Origin of the sequence: Streptomyces anthophorae, assembly GCF_049310305.1 — a bacterium.
GTDB lineage: Bacteria > Actinomycetota > Actinomycetes > Streptomycetales > Streptomycetaceae > Streptomyces.
In genome coordinates, this window is sequence record NZ_JBLWQQ010000001.1 from 8,640,879 (window position 1) to 8,660,038 (window position 19,160).

20 protein-coding genes are annotated in these 19,160 nt (G+C 71.0%); 8 read left to right on the forward strand and 12 right to left on the reverse strand.

What is annotated here, in order from left to right:
- Window position 1: 1 nt before the first annotated feature.
- The 11 genes from ACNYS0_RS39365 to ACNYS0_RS39415 form a co-directional block, all read right to left on the reverse strand.
- Window positions 2–883 (reverse strand): universal stress protein, encoded by an 882-nt coding sequence (locus ACNYS0_RS39365; protein WP_422481110.1) that lies wholly within the window; start codon window positions 881–883, stop codon window positions 2–4.
- Between the two features lie 114 nt (window positions 884–997).
- Entirely contained in the window at window positions 998–1,993 is a 996-nt protein-coding gene (locus tag ACNYS0_RS39370) for an Acg family FMN-binding oxidoreductase (RefSeq protein ID WP_422481112.1), read from the reverse strand.
- Window positions 1,994–2,051: 58 nt separating this feature from the next.
- Entirely contained in the window at window positions 2,052–2,933 is an 882-nt protein-coding gene (locus ACNYS0_RS39375; protein WP_422481114.1) for a universal stress protein, read from the reverse strand.
- Window positions 2,934–3,086: 153 nt separating this feature from the next.
- Window positions 3,087–3,593: a flavodoxin domain-containing protein gene (locus tag ACNYS0_RS39380; RefSeq protein WP_422481116.1), complete on the reverse strand. Its 507-nt coding sequence runs from the start codon at window positions 3,591–3,593 to the stop codon at window positions 3,087–3,089.
- The gene (locus ACNYS0_RS39385; protein ID WP_422481118.1) at window positions 3,590–3,883 is read right to left on the reverse strand and encodes a dsRBD fold-containing protein; all 294 of its coding nucleotides are present in this window, start codon (window positions 3,881–3,883) and stop codon (window positions 3,590–3,592) included. Before ACNYS0_RS39385 ends, ACNYS0_RS39380 begins: the two co-directional genes overlap by 4 nt.
- Window positions 3,884–4,113: 230 nt before the next feature.
- Window positions 4,114–4,569 carry a hypothetical protein gene (locus ACNYS0_RS39390; protein ID WP_422481120.1) on the reverse strand — a complete coding sequence of 152 codons (456 nt, stop codon included), beginning with the start codon at window positions 4,567–4,569 and terminating at the stop codon, window positions 4,114–4,116.
- 160 nt (window positions 4,570–4,729) lie between these two features.
- Window positions 4,730–4,996: an SHOCT domain-containing protein gene (locus ACNYS0_RS39395; RefSeq protein ID WP_422481122.1), complete on the reverse strand. Its 267-nt coding sequence runs from the start codon at window positions 4,994–4,996 to the stop codon at window positions 4,730–4,732.
- A complete protein-coding gene (locus ACNYS0_RS39400; protein WP_422481124.1) occupies window positions 4,996–5,640 on the reverse strand; it encodes a universal stress protein in 645 nt (214 codons plus the stop codon). Before ACNYS0_RS39400 ends, ACNYS0_RS39395 begins: the two co-directional genes overlap by 1 nt.
- A 628-nt stretch (window positions 5,641–6,268) precedes the next feature.
- A complete protein-coding gene (locus ACNYS0_RS39405) occupies window positions 6,269–6,544 on the reverse strand; it encodes a hypothetical protein (RefSeq protein WP_422481126.1) in 276 nt (91 codons plus the stop codon).
- Complete coding sequence (locus ACNYS0_RS39410) at window positions 6,519–7,592, reverse strand: DUF475 domain-containing protein (RefSeq protein ID WP_422481128.1); 1,074 nt, start codon at window positions 7,590–7,592, stop codon at window positions 6,519–6,521. The genes ACNYS0_RS39405 and ACNYS0_RS39410 overlap by 26 nt, the downstream gene beginning before the upstream one ends.
- A gap of 22 nt (window positions 7,593–7,614) precedes the next feature.
- The gene (locus ACNYS0_RS39415; protein WP_422481130.1) at window positions 7,615–8,067 is read right to left on the reverse strand and encodes an OsmC family protein; all 453 of its coding nucleotides are present in this window, start codon (window positions 8,065–8,067) and stop codon (window positions 7,615–7,617) included.
- 245 nt (window positions 8,068–8,312) lie between these two features.
- Between ACNYS0_RS39415 and ACNYS0_RS39420 the strand changes: the two genes are divergently transcribed.
- From ACNYS0_RS39420 to ACNYS0_RS39450, 7 genes are all read left to right on the forward strand, one after another.
- Window positions 8,313–8,603, forward strand: coding sequence for a hypothetical protein (locus tag ACNYS0_RS39420; RefSeq protein ID WP_422481132.1), 291 nt, complete (start codon window positions 8,313–8,315; stop codon window positions 8,601–8,603).
- A 101-nt stretch (window positions 8,604–8,704) separates the two neighbouring features.
- Window positions 8,705–10,519, forward strand: a complete 1,815-nt coding sequence (acsA, locus tag ACNYS0_RS39425) for an acetate--CoA ligase (RefSeq protein WP_422481134.1) — start codon at window positions 8,705–8,707, stop codon at window positions 10,517–10,519.
- Entirely contained in the window at window positions 10,516–11,571 is a 1,056-nt protein-coding gene (gene pdhA / locus ACNYS0_RS39430; protein WP_422481136.1) for a pyruvate dehydrogenase (acetyl-transferring) E1 component subunit alpha, read from the forward strand. The genes acsA and pdhA overlap by 4 nt, the downstream gene beginning before the upstream one ends.
- Window positions 11,568–12,620, forward strand: a complete 1,053-nt coding sequence (locus ACNYS0_RS39435; RefSeq protein WP_422481138.1) for an alpha-ketoacid dehydrogenase subunit beta — start codon at window positions 11,568–11,570, stop codon at window positions 12,618–12,620. Before pdhA ends, ACNYS0_RS39435 begins: the two co-directional genes overlap by 4 nt.
- A 1-nt stretch (window position 12,621) precedes the next feature.
- On the forward strand, window positions 12,622–13,953 hold the full coding sequence (locus tag ACNYS0_RS39440; RefSeq protein WP_422481140.1) for a dihydrolipoamide acetyltransferase family protein: 1,332 nt from the start codon (window positions 12,622–12,624) through the stop codon (window positions 13,951–13,953).
- A complete protein-coding gene (locus ACNYS0_RS39445; protein WP_422481142.1) occupies window positions 13,950–14,198 on the forward strand; it encodes an acyl carrier protein in 249 nt (82 codons plus the stop codon). The genes ACNYS0_RS39440 and ACNYS0_RS39445 overlap by 4 nt, the downstream gene beginning before the upstream one ends.
- 48 nt (window positions 14,199–14,246) lie before the next feature.
- The gene (locus ACNYS0_RS39450; RefSeq protein ID WP_422481144.1) at window positions 14,247–17,525 is read left to right on the forward strand and encodes a glycosyltransferase; all 3,279 of its coding nucleotides are present in this window, start codon (window positions 14,247–14,249) and stop codon (window positions 17,523–17,525) included.
- A gap of 28 nt (window positions 17,526–17,553) precedes the next feature.
- Here ACNYS0_RS39450 and ACNYS0_RS39455 read toward each other — a convergent pair whose 3' ends face one another.
- A complete protein-coding gene (locus ACNYS0_RS39455; RefSeq protein WP_422481146.1) occupies window positions 17,554–18,195 on the reverse strand; it encodes a DUF4389 domain-containing protein in 642 nt (213 codons plus the stop codon).
- Window positions 18,196–18,460: 265 nt separating this feature from the next.
- Between ACNYS0_RS39455 and ACNYS0_RS39460 the strand changes: the two genes are divergently transcribed.
- Entirely contained in the window at window positions 18,461–19,126 is a 666-nt protein-coding gene (locus ACNYS0_RS39460) for a septum formation family protein (RefSeq protein ID WP_422481148.1), read from the forward strand.
- The last annotated feature ends 34 nt before the right edge of the window (window positions 19,127–19,160 follow it).

Below are 19,160 nucleotides of genomic sequence, written 5' to 3' on the forward strand. Positions count from 1 at the left end.
TTCAGGGTCCGTGCTGTGGCACCACGGCCACCGGGCAGTCCGCGTGGTGCAGAACGGCGTGGCCGACCCGGCCGAGTTGCAGGCCGAAGTGGCCGTGACGCCTGCGCGCGCCGACGATCAGGAGGTCCGCGGCGGCCGAGCGGTCGATCAGGACTCTGCGGGCCGGCCCTTCGACGGTGACCGGGCGCACCGGCACGTCGGGCTCGGCGCGGGAGGGGCCGCGCAGTGCATCGGACATCAAGTGCCGTGCCCTCTGAGCCAGTTGATATGGGGTGTCGCCGGTGAGGAGCGGATGGTCGGTCGGGCGTCGTGCGGGCGCCCGCCAGGCCCGGACCGCGTCGAGCACGCAGTGACGGGCGGCGGCCTCCGCGAACGCGAAACGGACCGCCGAGCCCGCGGAGTCGGGATCGCCCACGCCCAGGAGGACGCGCTGGTGCGTGCCCTCGATCCCTGCCTCGCTGCCCCGCACCACGATCACCGGGCACTGCGCGTGTGCGGCCACGGCCAGGCTGACCGAGCCGAGCAGCAGCTCCTGCACGGGCCCCCGGCCGCGCCGCCCCGTCACCACGGCCACGGCGTTCCGCGACGCATGCAGCAACATCGTCCGGGGGTCCTCGGCCAGCCCCTCGGTGCGGACCTTCACCTCCGGCTGCCGTACGGCGGCGCGGGTGGCGGCGGCCCGGAGGATCTGCTCGGTCATGTCGTGCTGGTCGGACCCGGCATCGAGCGGCACGGCGGGTTCGTCCCCCTCGTACTTCTCCCAGAGCGACGCGTGCACCAACCGCAGGTCGTAGCCGCGCAACGCGGCCTCCTGGGCGGCCCAGTCCACCGCCCTGAGGCTGGACTCGGACCCGTCGACCCCCACGACCAAGGGAAGCGCCATTGCGTCCACCACCTTTCCCCGAGCGAACGGCTCTCCCTGTACAGCACCGTGGCACGGGCGACCAGCCGCAAGGAGGGGCCGGTCCGGCCAGGGGCGAGGACGTTCGGCCTGTGGTCACCGGCCGCGCAGTACTTCGGTGGCCGGGCGCCGTGGCGTTGGAACATCGGGGACCGCGCGGCCGATGCGGAGGATCATCTGCGGGAACTCCCCGAAGAGAATCGCCGCCCGCACCTGGGAGCGCAGCCGCGGGAACTCCAGCGGTTGAGTGTGAAAGGCGACCGCGGCATCGTGATCGGTGGCGTGCAGAAGGACCCGCTGGAGGGCCTGCCCCGCGCGCAGCCAGTCCAGACGGCTGTCGTGCCGTGTGGTGAGCACCGCGACGAGGCCGGTGCGTGCGGGCCAGACCTCGGGTGCTCTCGGCAGGGCGGAAGTCAGGCCGACGAAGTCGCGCCCGGCGAGTGTGACGCAGTCGGGGTGGTACGAGCAGGCGGCCAGCGGAACCCCGTCGAGCCGTGAACCATTGAACTCCTGGGTCCAGCGCACCAGTTCCGCGCGGTGCGCGGGGTCGCCCCGCTGGGCGGCCTCGCCGGCACGGACGAGGTCGGCGATGCGAGCCCGCTGCTGCTTGGACTCCATGACATGCATGTCGGCGCCTTCGGCGCGCGCGTGCTCGCGCAGCTCGTCCACGAGTTGCTGGGGGATCTGGGGCAGCGGGAACGGGCCACGGTGGGTGTGTCGCTTGCGCAGGGCGCGGTACATCCGGTTCTCCGCCGGGCTCGCTCTGTCGTGGGCACCCCAGGAGACCCGTGCCAGGTGCTCGGGCTTGCACGGACTCGGGTAGGGGTGGACAGCAGGGCGGAAGCCGAGCTGCCGCATGGCGACACGCAGGTTGAAGAGTGCCGCGCCACAACTGACGACGAGTTCTCTGCCGCTCGGATCGGCCAGCCGGACGTGCCGTGCGGGGTCGGCGAACAAGTCGACTCCCGAGGCGTCGTACGTGAAGAGCCACGGTTGGGAGTTGTGGAGCGAGGGAGCGCTGACAGCCGCGCGCACCACATGGTGTGCCGCGTGGCGGGCCGTGCCGTAGCGAAGGTCCTTCGTCCGGGACATGGTCATGGCGCCCCTCGCTCACATTCGCAGTCGGTGCGCCGCGCCGTTGCCGACGCGTTCAGGGGTGCGGCACGAAGGCGACGGGGCAGGCGACATGGTGGATCACCGCGTGGGTGACCGCTCCCGCGTGCGGCCCGAGCCCGGGGCGGTGGTGCGGCCTGCGCCCCAGCACCAACAGACCGGCGCCCTCCGAGGCGTGGACGATCTCATGAGGGGTGCGGGCGTGAACGGTGGCGGCCGTCACAGGGACCGTCGGGTACTTCTCCTGCCACGGTCGCAGCATCTCCTCGAGCGTGGACCGCTCCGAGCCGTGCTCGCCGGGAACGGACGTGATCGGCAGGTGCCGGATGTGCACGGCACGCAGCGCGGCGCCGCGCCTGGAGGCCTCGTCGAAGGCGAACGACAGCGGTTCGTCACAGGGCCTGCCGAACTCGACGGCCACCACGACGTCCCGATGCGGGGTGAGCCCGGAAGCGGCGCCGGAGTCGTCGCGCGCGTGTTCGTCCGAGGCCGTGAAGCCTGCCCGCACGAGCACGACGGGAAGCGGCGCATGGGCCACGACCGACAGGGCCACGGTTCCCGAGAACAGCCCGCCGATTCCACCGAGGCCCTCGTTCCCGATGACCAGCAGCTCGGCATCCTCGGCCTCGGCCAGCAGGGCCTGCTGTGGGGGCCTGTGTACTTGCTCCGCGCTGATGTAGAGCCGCGGATACCGTTCGCTGATGTGCTCCATGGCACCGCGCAGCACCCGCCGTGCCCAGTACTGCGGGACCGCGTGACCGGGCGGGCATGTCTCGGCGGTGTCATGGCCGGGCACGTTTTCCCAGGCGTGGACGAGCCGCAGGGGCAGCCCGCGGCGCAGGGCCGTGCGCGCGGCCCAGTCGGCCGCGGCGAGACTCTGGCGTGATCCGTCGACACCGACGACGACCGGCTTGGTCATGATCTTCGCCTCCCCGGGAATGCGGTTGCCGCGACGAGCCTTACGGCTCCTGCATCCATCGTCCTTCCCCAGGGGCCGGGCGGGACAGGGCACTTGGGGCCTCGCCGGGTGGCCGGACGGCCCTCGTCCCGCGGGACCGCCACCATCGCCGGCTCAGCCGCTGAGTGCCTCGGCGATGCCGTCCGCCCACGCGTCGACCTGTGCCCAGTCGCGGTAGTCCCCGTAGCGGCAGCCGAGCAGCCGGAACAGGAGTCGGCCGCGCCGGTCCAGGTGCTCCCGCCGGATCACTCCGGAGAAGCGCCGGTACCCGCGCGGATGAAGCAACCGGACGACGCCGGCGATCGGCCCTGGTTCCCTTCGTGCGGCCAGTCGCCGCAGAGGGCCCGGCAGGGCGGCCGCCATCCCGACGCTGAACAGCCACACCTGCCGGGCGGTCAGAGCCTCGTGGCGGCGTCGGACGTACGCCGCCGCCTCGGGCAGCCAGGCGCCGCTGTGCACGGCGCTGCCCAGGACGACCCCTCGGTACGGGGCGAGCTCCGGGTCGGGGCCGAGCGGTGCCACGACCACCTCGAGCCCGCGGCCGGAGAGGCGGGCCGCGATGCATTCCGCGACCGTCCGGGTGGAGCCGTGCGCACTGGCGTAGGCGACCAGTGCGGTCACGGGGACCACCAGGCCGGGAGGTCTCGTCGCACCGTGTCAACGGGACCCGCCAGCTCCACGAGGTCGTCGACCGCGACGTCGTGCACACGCAGGGCCAGGTCCTCGAGGGCGCGGCCGGCGGCGAGTTCGTCACCGATCTCCGGCACGGGCCGGTCGATCGGATTGCGGCGGGCGGTTCCGTGGCCGAGGACCTTCATGGACGACCCGGGTGCGGTGAGTTCCGCGCGGGCGCGGGTCACCGTGCCGTCCTCGACGAGGTGAATACGAACGGTCCACTCCTTGGTGGCCATGACGAGTACCTTCTTGTTCGGGCGACGTGTACTCGGACTGCCGGACGGCCGGTCGGTACCCGTCCGGTGCACGGCGCGCGCACCACAGATGGAGAGCGTCGGCTGCGGCGGTGAGCGCGAGGATCAGCAGCATCGAGGTGGCCAGCAGCGCTGCGAACATCCACCAGAACTCGGCCGGCAGGATCGTACGCATCGGGATCATCCCCTTGGGGCCGTACCTCCGTGATGGGTCAACTCGCCGGTCGGATGTCGGAGATGAGCCGAGTGGCGAGGTCGGACCGAACGGTCAGGCTGGTGTGGTGTGTGTGGTGACCCCGGCCCTTCCAGGTCAGGGTGACAGTCGACCAGCAGTGGCCCATGCCGCTGTCGTGATAGTCGACCCGCCACTCCACCGGAGTCGCGTTGGACCGCAGCACACCGTCCCTGCGGTGCGTGGTCTCCCAGCGCGAGAGGGTCCGCTGCAGGTTGTGTGTCAGGTAGTGGGCCCGCAGCGAGTGGGACAGGGGGCCGTGCCCGGAGTCGTACAGGATGTCGATGTAGCTGCCGTAGAAGTCCGCGACCCGGTCGACGGCGGAGGCCGGTGCGCCGCTGCGGCCGGTGTCGCGGACGGCGACGGTGGTCGACGTCGGTGCCGGTGCGGTGGAAGTGGCCGGGGTGTGGGCGACTGCCGAGCCCGCCGCTCCCATCACGAGTACGGCAGCGCAGGCTACCGCGCGACGTACCTGACGGGGCACTTGTTGTGGTGTGGCCATGATGTTCCCTCCCAACCATGAGGAAGAGCAACGCCCTTCACTCTTCATTGCACGCCGGGAGCCCCCGCCCGGCGCGGGGCCATAGGTGCAGCCCTCAGGGCCTGACGCCCCCGGTTCCGCTCAGGACGGACAGACGGCGCCGATACTCGTCCTCGTCGATCTCGCCGCGCGCGAAGCGTTCGGCGAGCACGTCCTCGGGCCGGAACGACGCGCCGCGGGACGTCGTCCCGGTGTCTTCCGCACGGGACAGGACACGGAAGAGCAGCACACCGACCGCGATGAGCAACACCCAGAAGAGGACCATGCCGGCCGACATGGCGAACCAGTCCCATCCGCTGAGGTCGTGGTCATACCTGAACATCACGTTCGCCCCCTTCGGCGGAGACCGTGCGAGGCGCGGGACGGAGCCCGCTTCTTTCCCGCGGTCCCGTCTTCACCGTCGTCCCGGCAGAGCGGGGAGTCTTGGGCCGATGGGGCCAAGGTTGCCGGCCATGGGACACATGCTCCGCGTGCCTGCCGTCCGACGCCGGTGACCGCGGCCGCCGCGGCGCTGGGCCCATGGGAGGACTCAGGCACCATGACGACGGGGCAGGGTGCCCGGCGCATGCACTCGCGGGCCACCGTGCCGAGCGCCGGCCAAGCGGGATCGTCGCGCAGGCGGCGTCCAAGGACCAGCAGGAGGGCCTGTTCGGCACGGGCGATGAGGACGGGCACGGGAGGGCCCTCGGCGAGGAGGAGCCTCAGACGCATGCCGCTTTCGGTGTCGAGAGCGTGGGACACGGCGTCGCGCAGCAAGCGGTCCGCGATGCTCCGGTCGTCCGCCGCCGTGGGGCTGCCGACGACCGGGGCATAGGGCGCGCGCAGCGCTCCGCTGGGCTGCCACGCGTGGACCGCGACGACATCGGTCCGGAGCAGGCGGGCCTGCCCGACCGACCAACGGAGTGCCGCCAGTGCGCCCGGGGAGCCGTCGACTCCCACGACGAGCGGCCCGGAACGACGGTCCATTGTCCTCTTTCTCCTCTCAAGTGCTGTGTGTGCAGGCCGACTTCACGCGACGCGACGCAGCGGTGGGCGGCCTGAGCCACGGCGAGCACGGCGAGGCCGAGCAGTGCGAGCATCGCGAACGCGTACATGGAGCGCCGTCCTTTCACGGTCTCCGCTGTCTTCCGCTGGATTCCCTTTCTGCCACCACCATGTCTCGCCCGTTGCCTCCGCGGGAGGAGGCCGCCCGGCCCCCATAGGGGCCATGGGGCCCATCCGCGAGGGCGCGGGCGCGCGGGAGCATGCCGCCAGGAGGGAGCGTTCCGGATGGAGGGTGGGTGGCCATGCTGTTGCACAGGAAGGGACGGCCTGGTCGTGACCCGCGGCCCGACGGCGAAGGACGGTCACGGACACGGACCCTGCCCCTGTTGCGTGCACGGCTCAGCGGCTCGGGGGCCGGGGCGCGCACCCCGGTCTTTGTCGACGCCACCGGCCGGCGCGGACGAGTCGTCCGGCGTCTCGTGTACGCGGCCGCCGCGCTGTGTGCCGGGTACGTGCTCGTGCTGGTACTGAGTCTCATGGGAGCGACTCCGTTCGCGCCGCGATCGGTGCTTCCGGTGCCCGGTGTGCCGTCCAGGGAGCCCGGGACGGTTCAGCACCATTCGACGCCTCCCGAACGCCTGCGCAGCCCGGTGCCGCCGTCCGTGACACCCTCCGCGTCACCGGCTCCGCATCCACCCGCGCCGAGTCCGTCGGAGTCGGGTACCGCGCCCTCCGGCAGTGTCGTCCCGCCGCCGGCGCATCCCACGACCGGTTCGCCGACCGCGCCGACGTCGGCGCCGCCCACCAGCCCGGAGCCGTCGAGCCCCACGAGTACCGGCCCGACCGGTGGCGGCGGCACATCATCGCCCACCACCGGCGCCACCACCGCCACTCCTGACCAGTCCTCCGCGTCCTCCGCCGGGTCGTGAGGCCGCCACGCGGCGGTTGCGGGAGAGCGACGAGAGGAACGCGGCCAGGATGAAAGCGACTCCGACTCCGCTGGTGACGGCCTGGGGCACGGCGTAACGGATCGTCAGCAGGAGAATCAGGGCGAGTGCTCCGATCGCGTAGTGGGCGCCGTGCTCCAGGTAGACGTAGTCGTCGAGTACACCCTTGCGCACCAGCTGGACGGTCAGCGAACGGATGAACATGGCGCCGATCCCCAGACCGAGGGCGATCTGGAAGACGTTCTGGCTGATGGCGAACGCGCCGACGACGCCGTCGAACGAGAAGGACGCGTCGAGCACTTCGAGGTACAGGAAGAGGAAGAGGCCGGCGCGGCCGGCGGCCGACGCGCCCCCGCCGTCGCGCTGTTCGAAGTGTGCGGACAGGCCACGGACCACCAGGTAGCTCAGCAACCCCAGCAGACCGCTGACGAGCACGGTCGTTACGGCGTCCCCCGCCAGTGCCATGGCCGCGACTGCCAGCACACTCAGCGCGACCAGCACCGCGAGCCTGTCGAACCGCCCTAGTCGCGCGAGGGGTTGCTCAAAGGGCTTCAGCCAGCGGATCTCGCGTGGAGCGAGGAAGAAGTCGAGGGCGATCATCAGCAGGAACATCCCGCCGAACGAGGCGATGGCAGGGTGCGCCCGATGGAGGTGCTCGGCGTACGCGGCGGGTTCGCTGATCGCGAGATCGAGGACGGCCCCTGGACCGAGTCGTGTGGCCGCCGCGACGACCAGCAGAGGCAGTACGAGTCGCATCCCGAAGACGGCGATCAGGATGCCCACGGTCAGGAACATCCGCTGCCAGAAGGCGTTCATGCGCCGCAGCACCGTGGCATTGATGACCGCGTTGTCGAATGACAACGAGACCTCCAGGACACCGAGGACAGCCACGGAGCCCAGGCCTTGCGGGCCCCACGACAACAGGGCGGCGGCCAGAACCGTCACCGTGACGCCGATGGACCAGCCGAAGGTGCGCAGGACGCTCATCAGCGGCCGCCCCGGTCGTACGTCAGCACGTCTCGACGGTGATCCGGGGCGGGCTCCCCAGAGTGTTGTGGACCGTGCAGTGGGACGCGACGGCGCGCAGGCCCTCCAGACGCGCCGCGCTCAGGCCGTCCGGCGGACGGATCCGCAGATCCACGGAGGCGACGCGCGCCGGCCGGTCCGCGGCCATGACGAAGTCGGCGTCGACCCGCAGGTCTTCGTACGGCAGCTGGTGACGCTGAAGGAAACGACCGGCGTAGTAGGCGACGCAGGAGGCGAGCGACGCGACGAACAGTTCCACCGGAGTGGGGCCCTCGTCCCGGCCGCCCGACGTCACGGGCTGATCGACGGTGACCTCGTGTCCGCGCACCTGGGCGGTGTACGCCTCCAGCGTGCGATGCACGACTTCCACGTGCCCGGAGGGTGCGGGGCCGGCCGAAGCGAGGCGCGTGGCAGGGGTGGGGTCGGCGGGGTTCATGACATGTCCTGACGTTGATGTGGGCGCCGACGCCGTGCCGTCGTGCGGCAGGACCACGACGCGGCGGTGGGCGTTCGGTCCGGTGCGCCTGTCGCACGGTGGCGAGTGTGCTCCGGCGTGCGGGCACGGGCCAGGGGCGGGCGGTCCGGGGTTCGGGGCCGACCGGCCCCATGCCGCGAGGGCTTCCACCGCGCACCATGCGGTTGTGCGTCTTCCCAAGTGGCCGTAATCGCAGGGAGGTTGGCATGGAGAACGTCCTCTGGCGCCGGTTCCGTCGGACGCGGTCCGACATGCTCCGGTTGCGGTACGCGAGGCGCACGGTGGGCGTCGAGGCGGTGCGGTGGCTGCCGAGCGTGATGGTGCTCGCGGTCGAGGATGCCTGCACCCGCTTCGCGTACGAGGACTGGCGCAGGCGCCAGCCGTCACGCCGACGGATCTGGGCGCGACGGCGCTGGCTCGAGGAAGGGGCGTTCCTGCGGGAGAAGTCCGCTCGGCTGCGAGAGCTGGCCCGTGAGTGCCTCGACAGTGCCGAATGAGGTCCGGCCGGCCCCCTGTTCGGGGTCGTTCGGCCCGCGCAGGCCCCCGGCGTCCGGGCGGAGGGTCGGAGCAGGAGCCGCAGTCAAAGGGAGGGGCCGTCATGCCGTGGCAGACCATCCACAAGCCGACGGAGGCAACAGCGTTCCGTGCGGCACCGAACCTGGCCGACTACGAGCGGGAGCGCCGCTGGTTCACCTGGTCCAACGCGCGCGGGCAGCTGCACGGCCTGCCGGGCGGGTGCGGCCTGAACATGGCGTACGAGGCGGTCGACCGGCATGTCGACGCGGGGCACGGTGAGACGGCGGCGCTGCGCTGCGTCGGACGCGACGACGCCCTCACCACCGTCACCTACGCCGCACTCGCCCGGCGCTCCGACCGGTTCGCGAACGTCCTGCGTTCATTGAGCATCGGCCGCGGTGACCGCGTGTGCACGCTCATGGGGCGCGGGCCCGACCTGTTCACCGTCGTCCTCGGCACGCTGAAGAACACCAGCGTCCTGTGCCCGCTGTTCTCCGCGTTCGGCCCGGAACCAGTACGTCAGCGCCTCGCGCTGAGCGAGGCGAGGGTCCTGGTCACCACTGCTGCCCTCTACCGGCGCAAGGTCGCCGGCATCCGGGACGCTCTCCCCGGTCTGTGGCACGTGCTGATTGTGGGGGAGGGGGCGGAGGACCTGCCCGGCACGCAGTCCTTCGACGAGCTGATGGCCGCGGCCCCGCCCGAGTTCACCATCCCGCCGACGAGCGGCGAGGACATGGCCCTCCTGCACTTCACCAGTGGCACGACCGCTGCCCCCAAGGGGGCCGTGCACGTTCATGAAGCCGTGCTCGCACACCATGTGAGCGCCGCCTATGCGCTGGACCTGCACCATGACGACGTGTTCTGGTGCACCGCCGACCCCGGCTGGGTGACCGGCATGTCGTACGGGGTCATCGCCCCGCTCACCCACGGCCTGACCCTGATCGTGGACGAGGGCGACTTCGACGCCCGGCGCTGGTACCGGATCCTGGCCGAGCAGCACGTGAGCGTCTGGTACACCGCTCCCACGGCGCTGCGCATGCTCATGCGCACCACGCCGCGCCAGGGGGACCACAGCCTCCCGCGCTCCTTCGACCTGTCGGCCCTGCGCTTCATCGCCTCCGTGGGCGAGCCCCTCAACCCCGAGGCCGTGGTGTGGGGGCAGGAGGTCCTCGGACTGCCCGTGCACGACAACTGGTGGCAGACCGAGACGGGTTCCATCATGATCGCCAACTTCGCGGCCTGCGAGATCCGGCCTGGATCGATGGGACGGCCGCTGCCCGGTGTCAGCGCGGCCGTGCTCGAACAGGACGCCGACGGACGGGCGAGGGTCGGCCCCGACGGGCACGTACACGTTCTTGAAACGCCGGACGTCGAGGGCGAGTTGGCGCTGCGCTCCGATTCGCCCTCGATGTTCCGTGGCTACCTCCATGACAAGGCGCGCTACGAAGAGGCCTTCGTGGACGGCTGGTACCTCACGGGGGACCTGGTGCGCCGGGACGCCGACGGCTGGTACTGGTTCGTCGGCCGGGCGGACGACGTGATCAAGTCGTCGGGTCACCTCATCGGGCCGTTCGAGGTCGAGAGCGTCCTCATGGAGCATCCGGCCGTCGCGGAGGCCGGGGTCGTGGGGCGCCCCGATCCGGTGGCCGGGAACATCGTCAAGGCCTTCGTGTCGCTCAGGCCCGGTCACGAGCAAGGGCCGGAGCTCGAAAGGGAGTTGCTCGCCTTCGCGCGACGCAGGCTCGGCCCCGCCGTTGCCCCGCGCGAGCTCGCCTTCGACGAGCGGCTGCCGCACACCCGCAGCGGAAAGGTCATGCGACGACTGCTGAGGGCCCGTGAACAGGGACTGCCCGAAGGAGACCTCTCGACCCTGGAGGGGCCGGAGGAGGCGTCATGACCACCAAGCGCACCACGCGCGCCGCAGGCGCGTCGAACCAGCGGGCCGCGGCTCAGAAGGCGCGTACGGAACACGGGCAGAAGCTGCTGGAGTCCATGCTGCGCATCCGGCGCTTCGAGGAACGCTGCGTGGAGCTGTACAGCGCCGCCCGCATCCGCGGCTTCGTCCACCTCTACATCGGGGAGGAGGCCGTCGCCGTCGGTGTCAATGAGGCGTTGTCCCTGGACGACGCGATCGTGTCGACGTACAGGGAGCACGGGCACGCGCTCGCGCGCGGACTCACCACGGAAGCCGTGATGGCCGAGATGTTCGGCAAGAGCACCGGATGCAGCCACGGACGCGGAGGCTCGATGCACCTCTTCGACGCGAACCGGCGCTTCTACGGCGGCAACGCGATCGTCGGGGGCGGCCTCCCGCTGGCCGCGGGACTCGCCCTCGCCGACCGGATGAACGGCCGCTCCCGCGTGACCTGTTGCTTCTTCGGGGACGGGGCGGTGGCCGAGGGCGAGTTCCACGAGACCGCCAACCTGGCCGCCCTGTGGGGACTGCCGCTGCTCTTCGTCTGCGAGAACAACCAGTACGCGATGGGGACCGCGCTCGACCGGGCCCAGGCACAGACCGATCTGGCGCTGCGGGCGTCCTCCTACGGCATGGTCGCCTGGGGAGTCGACGGCATGGACGTCGAGGCCGTCGAAACCGCCGCGCGGCGGGCCACCGAGGCGATCCGCGCGGGCGGCGGCCCGCACTTCCTGGAACTGCGGACCTACCGCTTCCGGGCCCACTCGATGTACGACCCCGACCGCTACCGCGACAAGAGCGAGATCGAACGGTGGAAGAAGCGGGATCCCCTCGTCACGTTCGCCGACCGGTTGCGCCGCGAACACGCGTTGCCCGCGGCGCGTCTGCAGGCCATCGAGACGCGGGTGAACGCCGAGATCGAGCGCGCGGTCGAGGCCGCCGATCTGGCCGCGGCCGAACCCGTCGAGGACCTGCTGCTGCACGTCACCAGCGGGGCGGGCAAGGAGCCGGAGAAGGAGGAGGCGCGGTCATGACCGCCGAGAGTGTGCACGACCCGACGGCGCCGGAGACGAGTGCGAAGGCCACGTCGAGCGACGCGTCCGCCGCCGAACACAAGACCACCTACCGGGAGGCGCTTCGGGAGGCGATGCGCGACGCGTTGCGTGCGGACGAGCGGGTGTTCCTCATGGGCGAGGACGTGGGTGCGTACGGCGGCTGCTTCGGGGTCAGCCTCGGCCTGCTGGAGGAGTTCGGCCCCGAGCGCATCCGGGACACGCCACTGTCGGAGTCGGCGTTCGTCGGCGCGGGGATCGGCGCGGCGCTGGCCGGGATGCGGCCGATCGTCGAGATCATGACGGTCAACTTCAGCCTGCTGGCCCTCGATCAGATCCTCAACAACGCAGCCACTCTGCTGCACATGTCGGGCGGTCAGCTGCCCGTGCCGCTGGTGATCAGGATGACGACGGGAGCCGGCCGGCAGCTCGCCGCGCAGCACTCCCACAGCCTGGAGGGCTGGTACGCGCACATTCCGGGCCTTAGGGTGCTCGCGCCCGCGACGATCGAGGACGCCCGGCACATGCTGGGCCCGGCGCTCGCCGACCCCGACCCGGTCCTGATCTTCGAGCACGGCACGCTCTACAACGCCTCCGGAGAACTCGATCCGGCAGCCGAGCCGCTGCCACTGGACCGGGCGGTGATCCGTCGCCCCGGAACGGACGTCAGTCTCATCACGTACGGAGGGTGCCTGCCCAAGACCCTGGCAGCCGCGGACGAGCTCGCCGCGGTGGGTGTCTCGGCGGAGGTCGTGGACCTGCGAAGCCTGCGCCCCCTCGACGACACCACGATCATCGAATCGGTGTTCCGCACCCACAGGGCCGTGGTCGTCGACGAGGCGTGGCGCACCGGCTCCCTGGCCGCCGAGGTCTCGGCGCGGATCGCTGAACAGGCCTTCTACGCGCTCGACGCCTGCGTGCGGCGGGTGTGCAGTGCGGAGGTCCCGATCCCCTACGCGCGTCAGCTGGAGGCCGCGGCGCTGCCCCAGATCGCCGACATCGTGAAGGCCGCACGGGAGGCGGTGGGCTGAGATGGCCGAGTTCACCATGCCGTCGCTGGGCGCCGACATGGACGAGGGCACAGTGCAGGAGTGGCTGGTCGCGCCGGGAGCACGGGTGGCGAAGGGGGACGTGGTCGCGGTCGTCGAGACGGACAAGGCGACCATCGAGGTGGAGTGCTTCGAGAGCGGCACCGTGGGCGCCCTGCTGGTCGAGCCGGGCACTCGGGTGCCCGTGGGGACCCCTCTCGCTGTGATCGAGGCGGCGGGCGGGCAGGCCGCGGCGAACGATCGGCACGCGCCCGCCGCTGTCCTCGCGGGCCCTGCCGAGGAGACCGTGGCGCGAACCGTCGAGCCGGCGACCAGGGTTCCGGTCGCCGTTCAGCCCGCCACCGGCCCCCTGGTGCGGCATCTTGCGAAGGACAAGCACCTGGACCTCGCCAGGATGAGGGGCACGGGGCGCGGCGGGCGCGTCACCCGCCACGACGTCGAGCGCGCGACGTCCTTGGGGACCGTACGCGTGCGGGCCACCCCGTACGCACGGAAGGTCGCCGAGGAGCTGAGCATCGATCTCACCGCGCTCACGGGAACGGGCGAACTGGGCGCCGTACGCGCGGCGGACGTGCGCGCAGCCGCGACGTCCTCGCCCGCGACCGGCTCACGGCCGGCACCGGCGGCCCGCACATCCGACGACCACGGCGACGGTACGGCCATGCGCCGCAGCATCGCCCGCCTGATGGCCCGCTCGAAGCGCGAGATCCCCCACTACTACCTCTCCACCACCGTCGACCTCGCCACGGCGCTCGCCTGGCTGCACACCAGCAACCGCCGGCGTCCCGTGGCCGAGCGGGTGCTGCCCGCGGCGCTGCTCCTCAAAGCCGCGGCTCGTTCGGCACGGCAGGTCCCCGATCTCAACGGCTTCTGGCGTGACGACCACTTCGAAGCGGGTGACGGCGTCCATCTCGGCATGGCCGTGTCGCTGCGCGGCGGTGGCCTGTTGACTCCCGTCCTGCGGGGCGCGGACGAGCTCGAACTCGCCGCGCTCATGGCCGAGGTGAAGGACCTGGCGGGCCGGGCCCGCACCGGCCGGCTGCGGGCGAGCGAACTGACCGGTGCGACGCTCACCGTGACCAACCTCGGCGACCAGAGCGTCGAGACCGTGTTCGGCGTCATCCACCCGCCCCAGGTCGCCCTCGTCGGCTTCGGTGCCGTCACCGACCGCCCGTGCGCGGTGAACGGACTGCTCGGCGTGCACCCTTCGGTGACCGTGACGCTCAGCGCCGACCACCGGGCGTCCGACGGCGTGGTGGGAGCCCGCTACCTCACGACAGTCGACCGCCTGCTGCAACATCCGGAGGAGCTATGACCCACGAACAGGCACTCGGCCTCGTCACGGAGGCACTCAACGGCGTCGTACCGGACGCCGAACTCGCTTCGCTCGGCCCCGACGAGAAGTTCCGCGAGGTCCTCGAGGTGGACTCGCTCGATTTCCTGCGATTCGTCGAGGCACTGTCCGGACTGACGGGGGTCCGTCTCGACGAGGACGACTACCAGGACCTGACCACGCTCGCCGACGGCGCCCGCCTGGTCGCCGCCCGGGCCGGAGTGTGACCGGGCGGGAACCGCGCCGCCGGTTCCCGCCGGCGGCAGGAGAGGGCCATGAGCGCGCAGCAGTCCCGGGCCAGAACGAGTCGGCGCCGCGCTCGCGGCCCGGGGCCGTGGCCTGCGCTCCTGCTGTTCGCGCTGGCGATGGCTGTCGGGGTACTGCTCCTGCACGGCTATGTCCACGGAGAGTTCGGCGCGGACCACCGCGCGCACCGGCCTGTCGCGTCCGACCGCGTCCCCCGTGAAGTGTTGCGGGGCGGCCCGGTCGTGGACTTCAGCGGCTCCCGACCGCGCGGCCACCGCATGCCGGACCACGTGGTCGCCCTCACCTTCGACGACGGACCCGATCCGACGTGGACGCCACGCGTGCAGCGGGTACTGGACCGCAACCACGTCGACGGCACGTTCTTTGTCATCGGGGCGGCGACCGCGCGGCAACCCGGGATCGTGCGGAACCTGGCCGCGTCCGGGCACGAGATCGGGATCCACACCTTCACCCACCCCGAACTCGTGCACAGCACGCAGGCCCGGCTCGACCGTGAACTGGCCCAGACGCAGCTGGCGTTGGCGGGCGCGGCGGGTGCGCACAGCACGCTGGTGCGCCCGCCGTACTCCTCCAGGGCGGCGGATCTGGACAATCGGTCCTGGCCCGTGGTGCGGCGGCTCGGCGACAAGGGCTATCTCACCGTCTTCGAGGACGTGGACAGCGAGGACTGGCGGCGGCCGGGGGCCGACGCGATCGTCGATCATGTCACGCGGCCGCTGTACGGCCGCGGCGCCGTCGTCCTGCTGCACGACTCCGGAGGGGACCGTTCCCAGACGGTCCGCGCACTCGAGCGGATCGTGCCGGAGCTCAAGCAGCGCGGCTACCGGTTCGCCACGGTCAGCGAGGCGCTCGGTGCCGACGGCGCGCAACAGCCCGTTCGTGGAACGGAGTTGTGGAGCGGCCGGGTCCTCGTCCTCGCGGTCGTCACCGCGGACCAGGTCGTGCCCTTCCTGGCCGTGCTGCTCGTGGTGGTCGGCGCACTGCTGCTCCTGCGCCTGATGGCGATGCTCTTCCTGGCCCACCACCACGCCCATCTGCGCGCCCGTCCAGGCTTCGCCTGGGGGCCAGAGGTCACGGAACCGGTCAGTGTGATCATCCCGGCCTACAACGAGAGCGCGTGCATCGCCCAGACGCTCTTGTCGGTGACCGGCAGCACGCACCCCGTCGAAGTCGTCGTGGTGGACGACGGCTCCACCGACGACACGGCCGCCGTCGTGAAATCGCTCGGCCTGCCGGGCGTCGTGCTGATTCGACAGCCCAATCAGGGAAAGGCGGCCGCCCTCAACACAGGGATCGCCCGCGCCTCCCACGACCTGCTCGTCATGATGGACGGCGACACCGTCTTCGAACCCGACACGGTGCACCGCCTCGTCCAGCCGTTCGCACGCGCCCGGATCGGCGCCGTCGCGGGAAACACCAAGGTCGGCAACCGCTCCCGCCTGCTGGGGACGTGGCAGCACCTCGAGTACGTGATGGGCCTCAACCTCGACCGGCGGATGTACGACCTGCTCCGCTGCATCCCGACCGTGCCCGGGGCCGTCGGTGCCTTCCGCCGCTCCGCTCTTCGGAACGTCGGCGGACTCAGCGGTGACACCCTCGCCGAGGACACCGACCTCACCATGGCGCTGCACCGCGGCGGTTGGGACGTCGTCTACGAGGAGCGCGCCCGCGGCTGGACCGAAGCACCCGGAAGCCTCGGCCAGCTCTGGCGGCAGCGCTACCGCTGGAGCTACGGCACGCTCCAGTCGATGTGGAAACACCGCCATGCCGTCGTGGAGCGCGGCCACGCCGGCCATTTCGGACGCTACGGTCTCGTCCTCGTCGTGCTGTTCACAGCGGTCACCCCGCTGCTCGCACCGCTTGTCGACCTGTTCCTGCTGTACGGCCTGCTGTTCCAGGACCCTCGGCGCACGCTCCTCGTATGGGGCGGACTGCTCGCCCTGCAGACGCTGTGCGCCGGCTACGCACTGCACCTCGACGGGGAGAAGCTGCGGTCCCTGTGGGCCCTGCCGCTCCAGCAGATCGTCTACCGGCAACTGCTCTACCTGGTACTGCTGCAGTCGTGCGCCACCGCGGTGACCGGGGCCCGGCTGCGCTGGCACAAGCTGCGCCGCACGGGACGGGTGACGGCGCCCGCACTGCCCTGGGGGCCCGCGCCGGCCACGTCCTCCGTTCCCGTACCGGGAACGCCGTCGGCGCGGGGCCGGAAGGCACCCCGCAATCTCTACCTGGACTTCCTGCGCGCCCTCGCCCTGGTGCGGGTGGTCACATACCACACCTTCAACTGGGCCTGGCTGACCTTCGCCTTCCCTGCCATGGGAGTGATGTTCGCGTTGGCCGGTTCGCTGATGGCCCGCTCCCTCGACCGACGCGACCGCAGCGCGCCGGCCGTCGTACGGGCCCGGATGCGCAGGCTGCTGCCGCCGCTGTGGCTGTTCGCCGTGTGCGTGGTCACCGCGATGTTCGTCTCGGGCTGGAGGCCCGCACGCAGCGGGAGTGTCGATCTGCTGTGGTGGATCGTGCCGTTGAACGATCCCGCCGCGGCCGACAGCGACTGGGCCCAGCAGATCGCCGCACCCATCTGGTACATCCGCGCCTACCTTCTCTTCGTCGTGCTCTCCCCGCTCCTGCTGCGGCTCTTCCGCCGTCGGCCGTGGTGGTGCCTGACCGCGTTCCTCGCGCTCGCCGCCCTCGCCCAGAGTGGGCGTATGCCGACGCCCGAGCGTCTGGAGGGGCCCGTCACCGACCTGGTCACGTTCGCGGCCTGCTGGCTGCTGGGCTTCGCGCACCGTGACCGGCTCCTGGATCGGCTGCCGCTCGGCCGGGTGGTCCTGCTGACGGCACTCGCCATGGCACTCGGCGGCTGGTTCGCCCTCGCGCACGGAGGCGACGTCGGGTACGACCTCGGCGAGATCCCGCTGGCACAGGCCCTGTGGTCCTTCGGCTTCGTCCTTCTCCTGTTGCGTCTGTCCCCGAGCGGCGACCAGTGGGTACGACGCCTGCGGCCTGTGCACGCCACAGTGGTCCTGCTCAACGCGCGGGCCGTCACCGTCTATCTGTGGCACGAGGTGGCCCTGGTCCTCGGCGTGGTCCTCATCGACCGGATGTGGCAGGTGCCCGCACTGGAGAAGGCTCTCCCGCTCGGCTCCCAGTGGTTCCTGTTCCTGATCGTCTGGCCGCTCATCGGCGCGGCGATCGTGCTCGCCGGCTGGGTCGAGGACCTCGCCGCCAAACGTCCGGTACGGCTGTGGCCGTTGCCCGCCCGGGGCGGGCGCGCAGGACCGTGAGCCGGTGACGGGGCGCCGCGTGCCACGCTCACGGAGTGTGGTCCACCGGGGCGCCCGGCTCCGCTCCGCCCATGTCGAGACGGAACGGTGGGTAGACGTCGGTCATCAGGGCGACGTAGGCGGCCACGCGCAGTACCCACCGATTGAGTCCGACGACCAGGTCGAACAGGCCCTTGGGGTACTTGGCGGTGCACGCGAGTGCCACCCCGGCGATCAGCGTCAGTACGGAGATCAGGCCCCCGTCCCATCCTCCCAGGTGGTATCCGCCGAGGAAGAGCCCGACGACGAGGTAGTGCGGGATCGCCAGCAGCCACCATTTCACCAGGACCAGACCGCGGGACAAGCGTGGCGGGCGGTCGATGGCGAGGCGGGTCGGGTAGCCGGATTCCTCACCGAGGCTGAAGGGCGGGTACCGGTCGGTGCCCAGCGCGCCGTACGAGTAGTAGGCCACGCGCCAACTCCAGCGCAGCACACCCAGGTTGAAGTCGAACAGGGGCCGCGGGTAGTGCGCCGTGAACAGGATGGAGAAGAACGCGATCACGGTCGTGACGGTGAACGCGATCCAGAGGAAGAAGAGAACGATGTAGTGGGGGATCAGCAGCAGCCACTTCACCAGCCACAGCCAGCGGGACAGAGGCAGATCGAGTTCGGCTTCGACGCGTACGGGCATCTTCGGTCACCTCCGAGAGGACGGGGCGAACGGGTCCTGGGCATCCACGGTGGCGCAGTGCCCGAGGGGGCGGCGAGATCTGTTGGGCCTCGACCGTGGGCCGAACGGCCCCTGCCCGGGCGTCCGGGCGAGGGCCCATGGCTTCGAGAGGCTGCTCCCCGTCGTCGATCCGCATCAGGTCGGCATGTGGTTCCCCCGAGGAGCCCCCGAGGAGCGGGGCAATGACATCTCGACCATTCGTGGAGCCCGCCATACGCTCGGCAGCATGAGGTGGGGGGACCTGGCGGCTGTGTGGCAAACGCTGATCTACACCTTTGCCACACTTGTTCCGCCGACTGCTGCCTGGTTGAGGAGACGCGTCAGGAACAGGCGGGACGATGACGGGACCGATCCGGGCTCCGTGCGTCGCGTCGACCGCCGTGCGGTTGTCAGAGGGTTCGCTCTCGCCGGCGCGGGTGCGGGCGTCGCGGTTGTCGTCTTGTTGCTCGTTCCGTCGTTGATCTCCGCGAGCCGGGGAGGACAACCGGAAAACGAGACCCCGCCCGGCAAATGGAAGATGTCGTCCGAGCTGCGAACCGGCGAGTGCTTCGAGGCGAAGGGGATTCGAGGGGCGGAATACAAGGGGCTTCCCGATCCCGTCCGAGTGGTGTCCTGCGAAGTCGAGCACGAAGCCGAAGTGTTCTGGGCCGGCACGACATGGCCCGCCGCTGCTCCCTTCCCCGGGGACCGCAAGGCGAAAGCGACGTTCGACGAAGTCTGCGAGCGGAAGTTCGAGACCTACGTGGGAATCGAATACCGGCGTTCGGTCTTGGATTTTCTCGGCTATTACCCGTCGAAGGGCACCTGGACCGACGGCGATCGCGATGTCGTGTGCGTCGCGTTCCATACGAAGGAGACGCTTCGGGGGAGCGTCGCGGACAGCCATATGTAGACCACCAGACCCCCACGGAACCACCGGAGTTGAG

Coding starts and splice junctions, on each gene's coding strand:
- ACNYS0_RS39365 (WP_422481110.1), bottom strand. CDS start 883: ATGGCGCTTCCCTTGGTCGTGGGGGTCGACGGGTCCGAGTCCAGCCTC.
- ACNYS0_RS39370 (WP_422481112.1), bottom strand. CDS start 1,993: ATGTCCCGGACGAAGGACCTTCGCTACGGCACGGCCCGCCACGCGGCA.
- ACNYS0_RS39375 (WP_422481114.1), bottom strand. CDS start 2,933: ATGACCAAGCCGGTCGTCGTCGGTGTCGACGGATCACGCCAGAGTCTC.
- ACNYS0_RS39385 (WP_422481118.1), bottom strand. CDS start 3,883: ATGGCCACCAAGGAGTGGACCGTTCGTATTCACCTCGTCGAGGACGGC.
- ACNYS0_RS39390 (WP_422481120.1), bottom strand. CDS start 4,569: ATGGGAGCGGCGGGCTCGGCAGTCGCCCACACCCCGGCCACTTCCACC.
- ACNYS0_RS39395 (WP_422481122.1), bottom strand. CDS start 4,996: ATGTTCAGGTATGACCACGACCTCAGCGGATGGGACTGGTTCGCCATG.
- ACNYS0_RS39400 (WP_422481124.1), bottom strand. CDS start 5,640: ATGGACCGTCGTTCCGGGCCGCTCGTCGTGGGAGTCGACGGCTCCCCG.
- ACNYS0_RS39410 (WP_422481128.1), bottom strand. CDS start 7,592: ATGAGCGTCCTGCGCACCTTCGGCTGGTCCATCGGCGTCACGGTGACG.
- ACNYS0_RS39415 (WP_422481130.1), bottom strand. CDS start 8,067: ATGAACCCCGCCGACCCCACCCCTGCCACGCGCCTCGCTTCGGCCGGC.
- ACNYS0_RS39420 (WP_422481132.1), top strand. CDS start 8,313: ATGGAGAACGTCCTCTGGCGCCGGTTCCGTCGGACGCGGTCCGACATG.
- acsA (WP_422481134.1), top strand. CDS start 8,705: ATGCCGTGGCAGACCATCCACAAGCCGACGGAGGCAACAGCGTTCCGT.
- pdhA (WP_422481136.1), top strand. CDS start 10,516: ATGACCACCAAGCGCACCACGCGCGCCGCAGGCGCGTCGAACCAGCGG.
- ACNYS0_RS39435 (WP_422481138.1), top strand. CDS start 11,568: ATGACCGCCGAGAGTGTGCACGACCCGACGGCGCCGGAGACGAGTGCG.
- ACNYS0_RS39440 (WP_422481140.1), top strand. CDS start 12,622: ATGGCCGAGTTCACCATGCCGTCGCTGGGCGCCGACATGGACGAGGGC.
- ACNYS0_RS39445 (WP_422481142.1), top strand. CDS start 13,950: ATGACCCACGAACAGGCACTCGGCCTCGTCACGGAGGCACTCAACGGC.
- ACNYS0_RS39450 (WP_422481144.1), top strand. CDS start 14,247: ATGAGCGCGCAGCAGTCCCGGGCCAGAACGAGTCGGCGCCGCGCTCGC.
- ACNYS0_RS39455 (WP_422481146.1), bottom strand. CDS start 18,195: ATGCCCGTACGCGTCGAAGCCGAACTCGATCTGCCTCTGTCCCGCTGG.
- ACNYS0_RS39460 (WP_422481148.1), top strand. CDS start 18,461: ATGAGGTGGGGGGACCTGGCGGCTGTGTGGCAAACGCTGATCTACACC.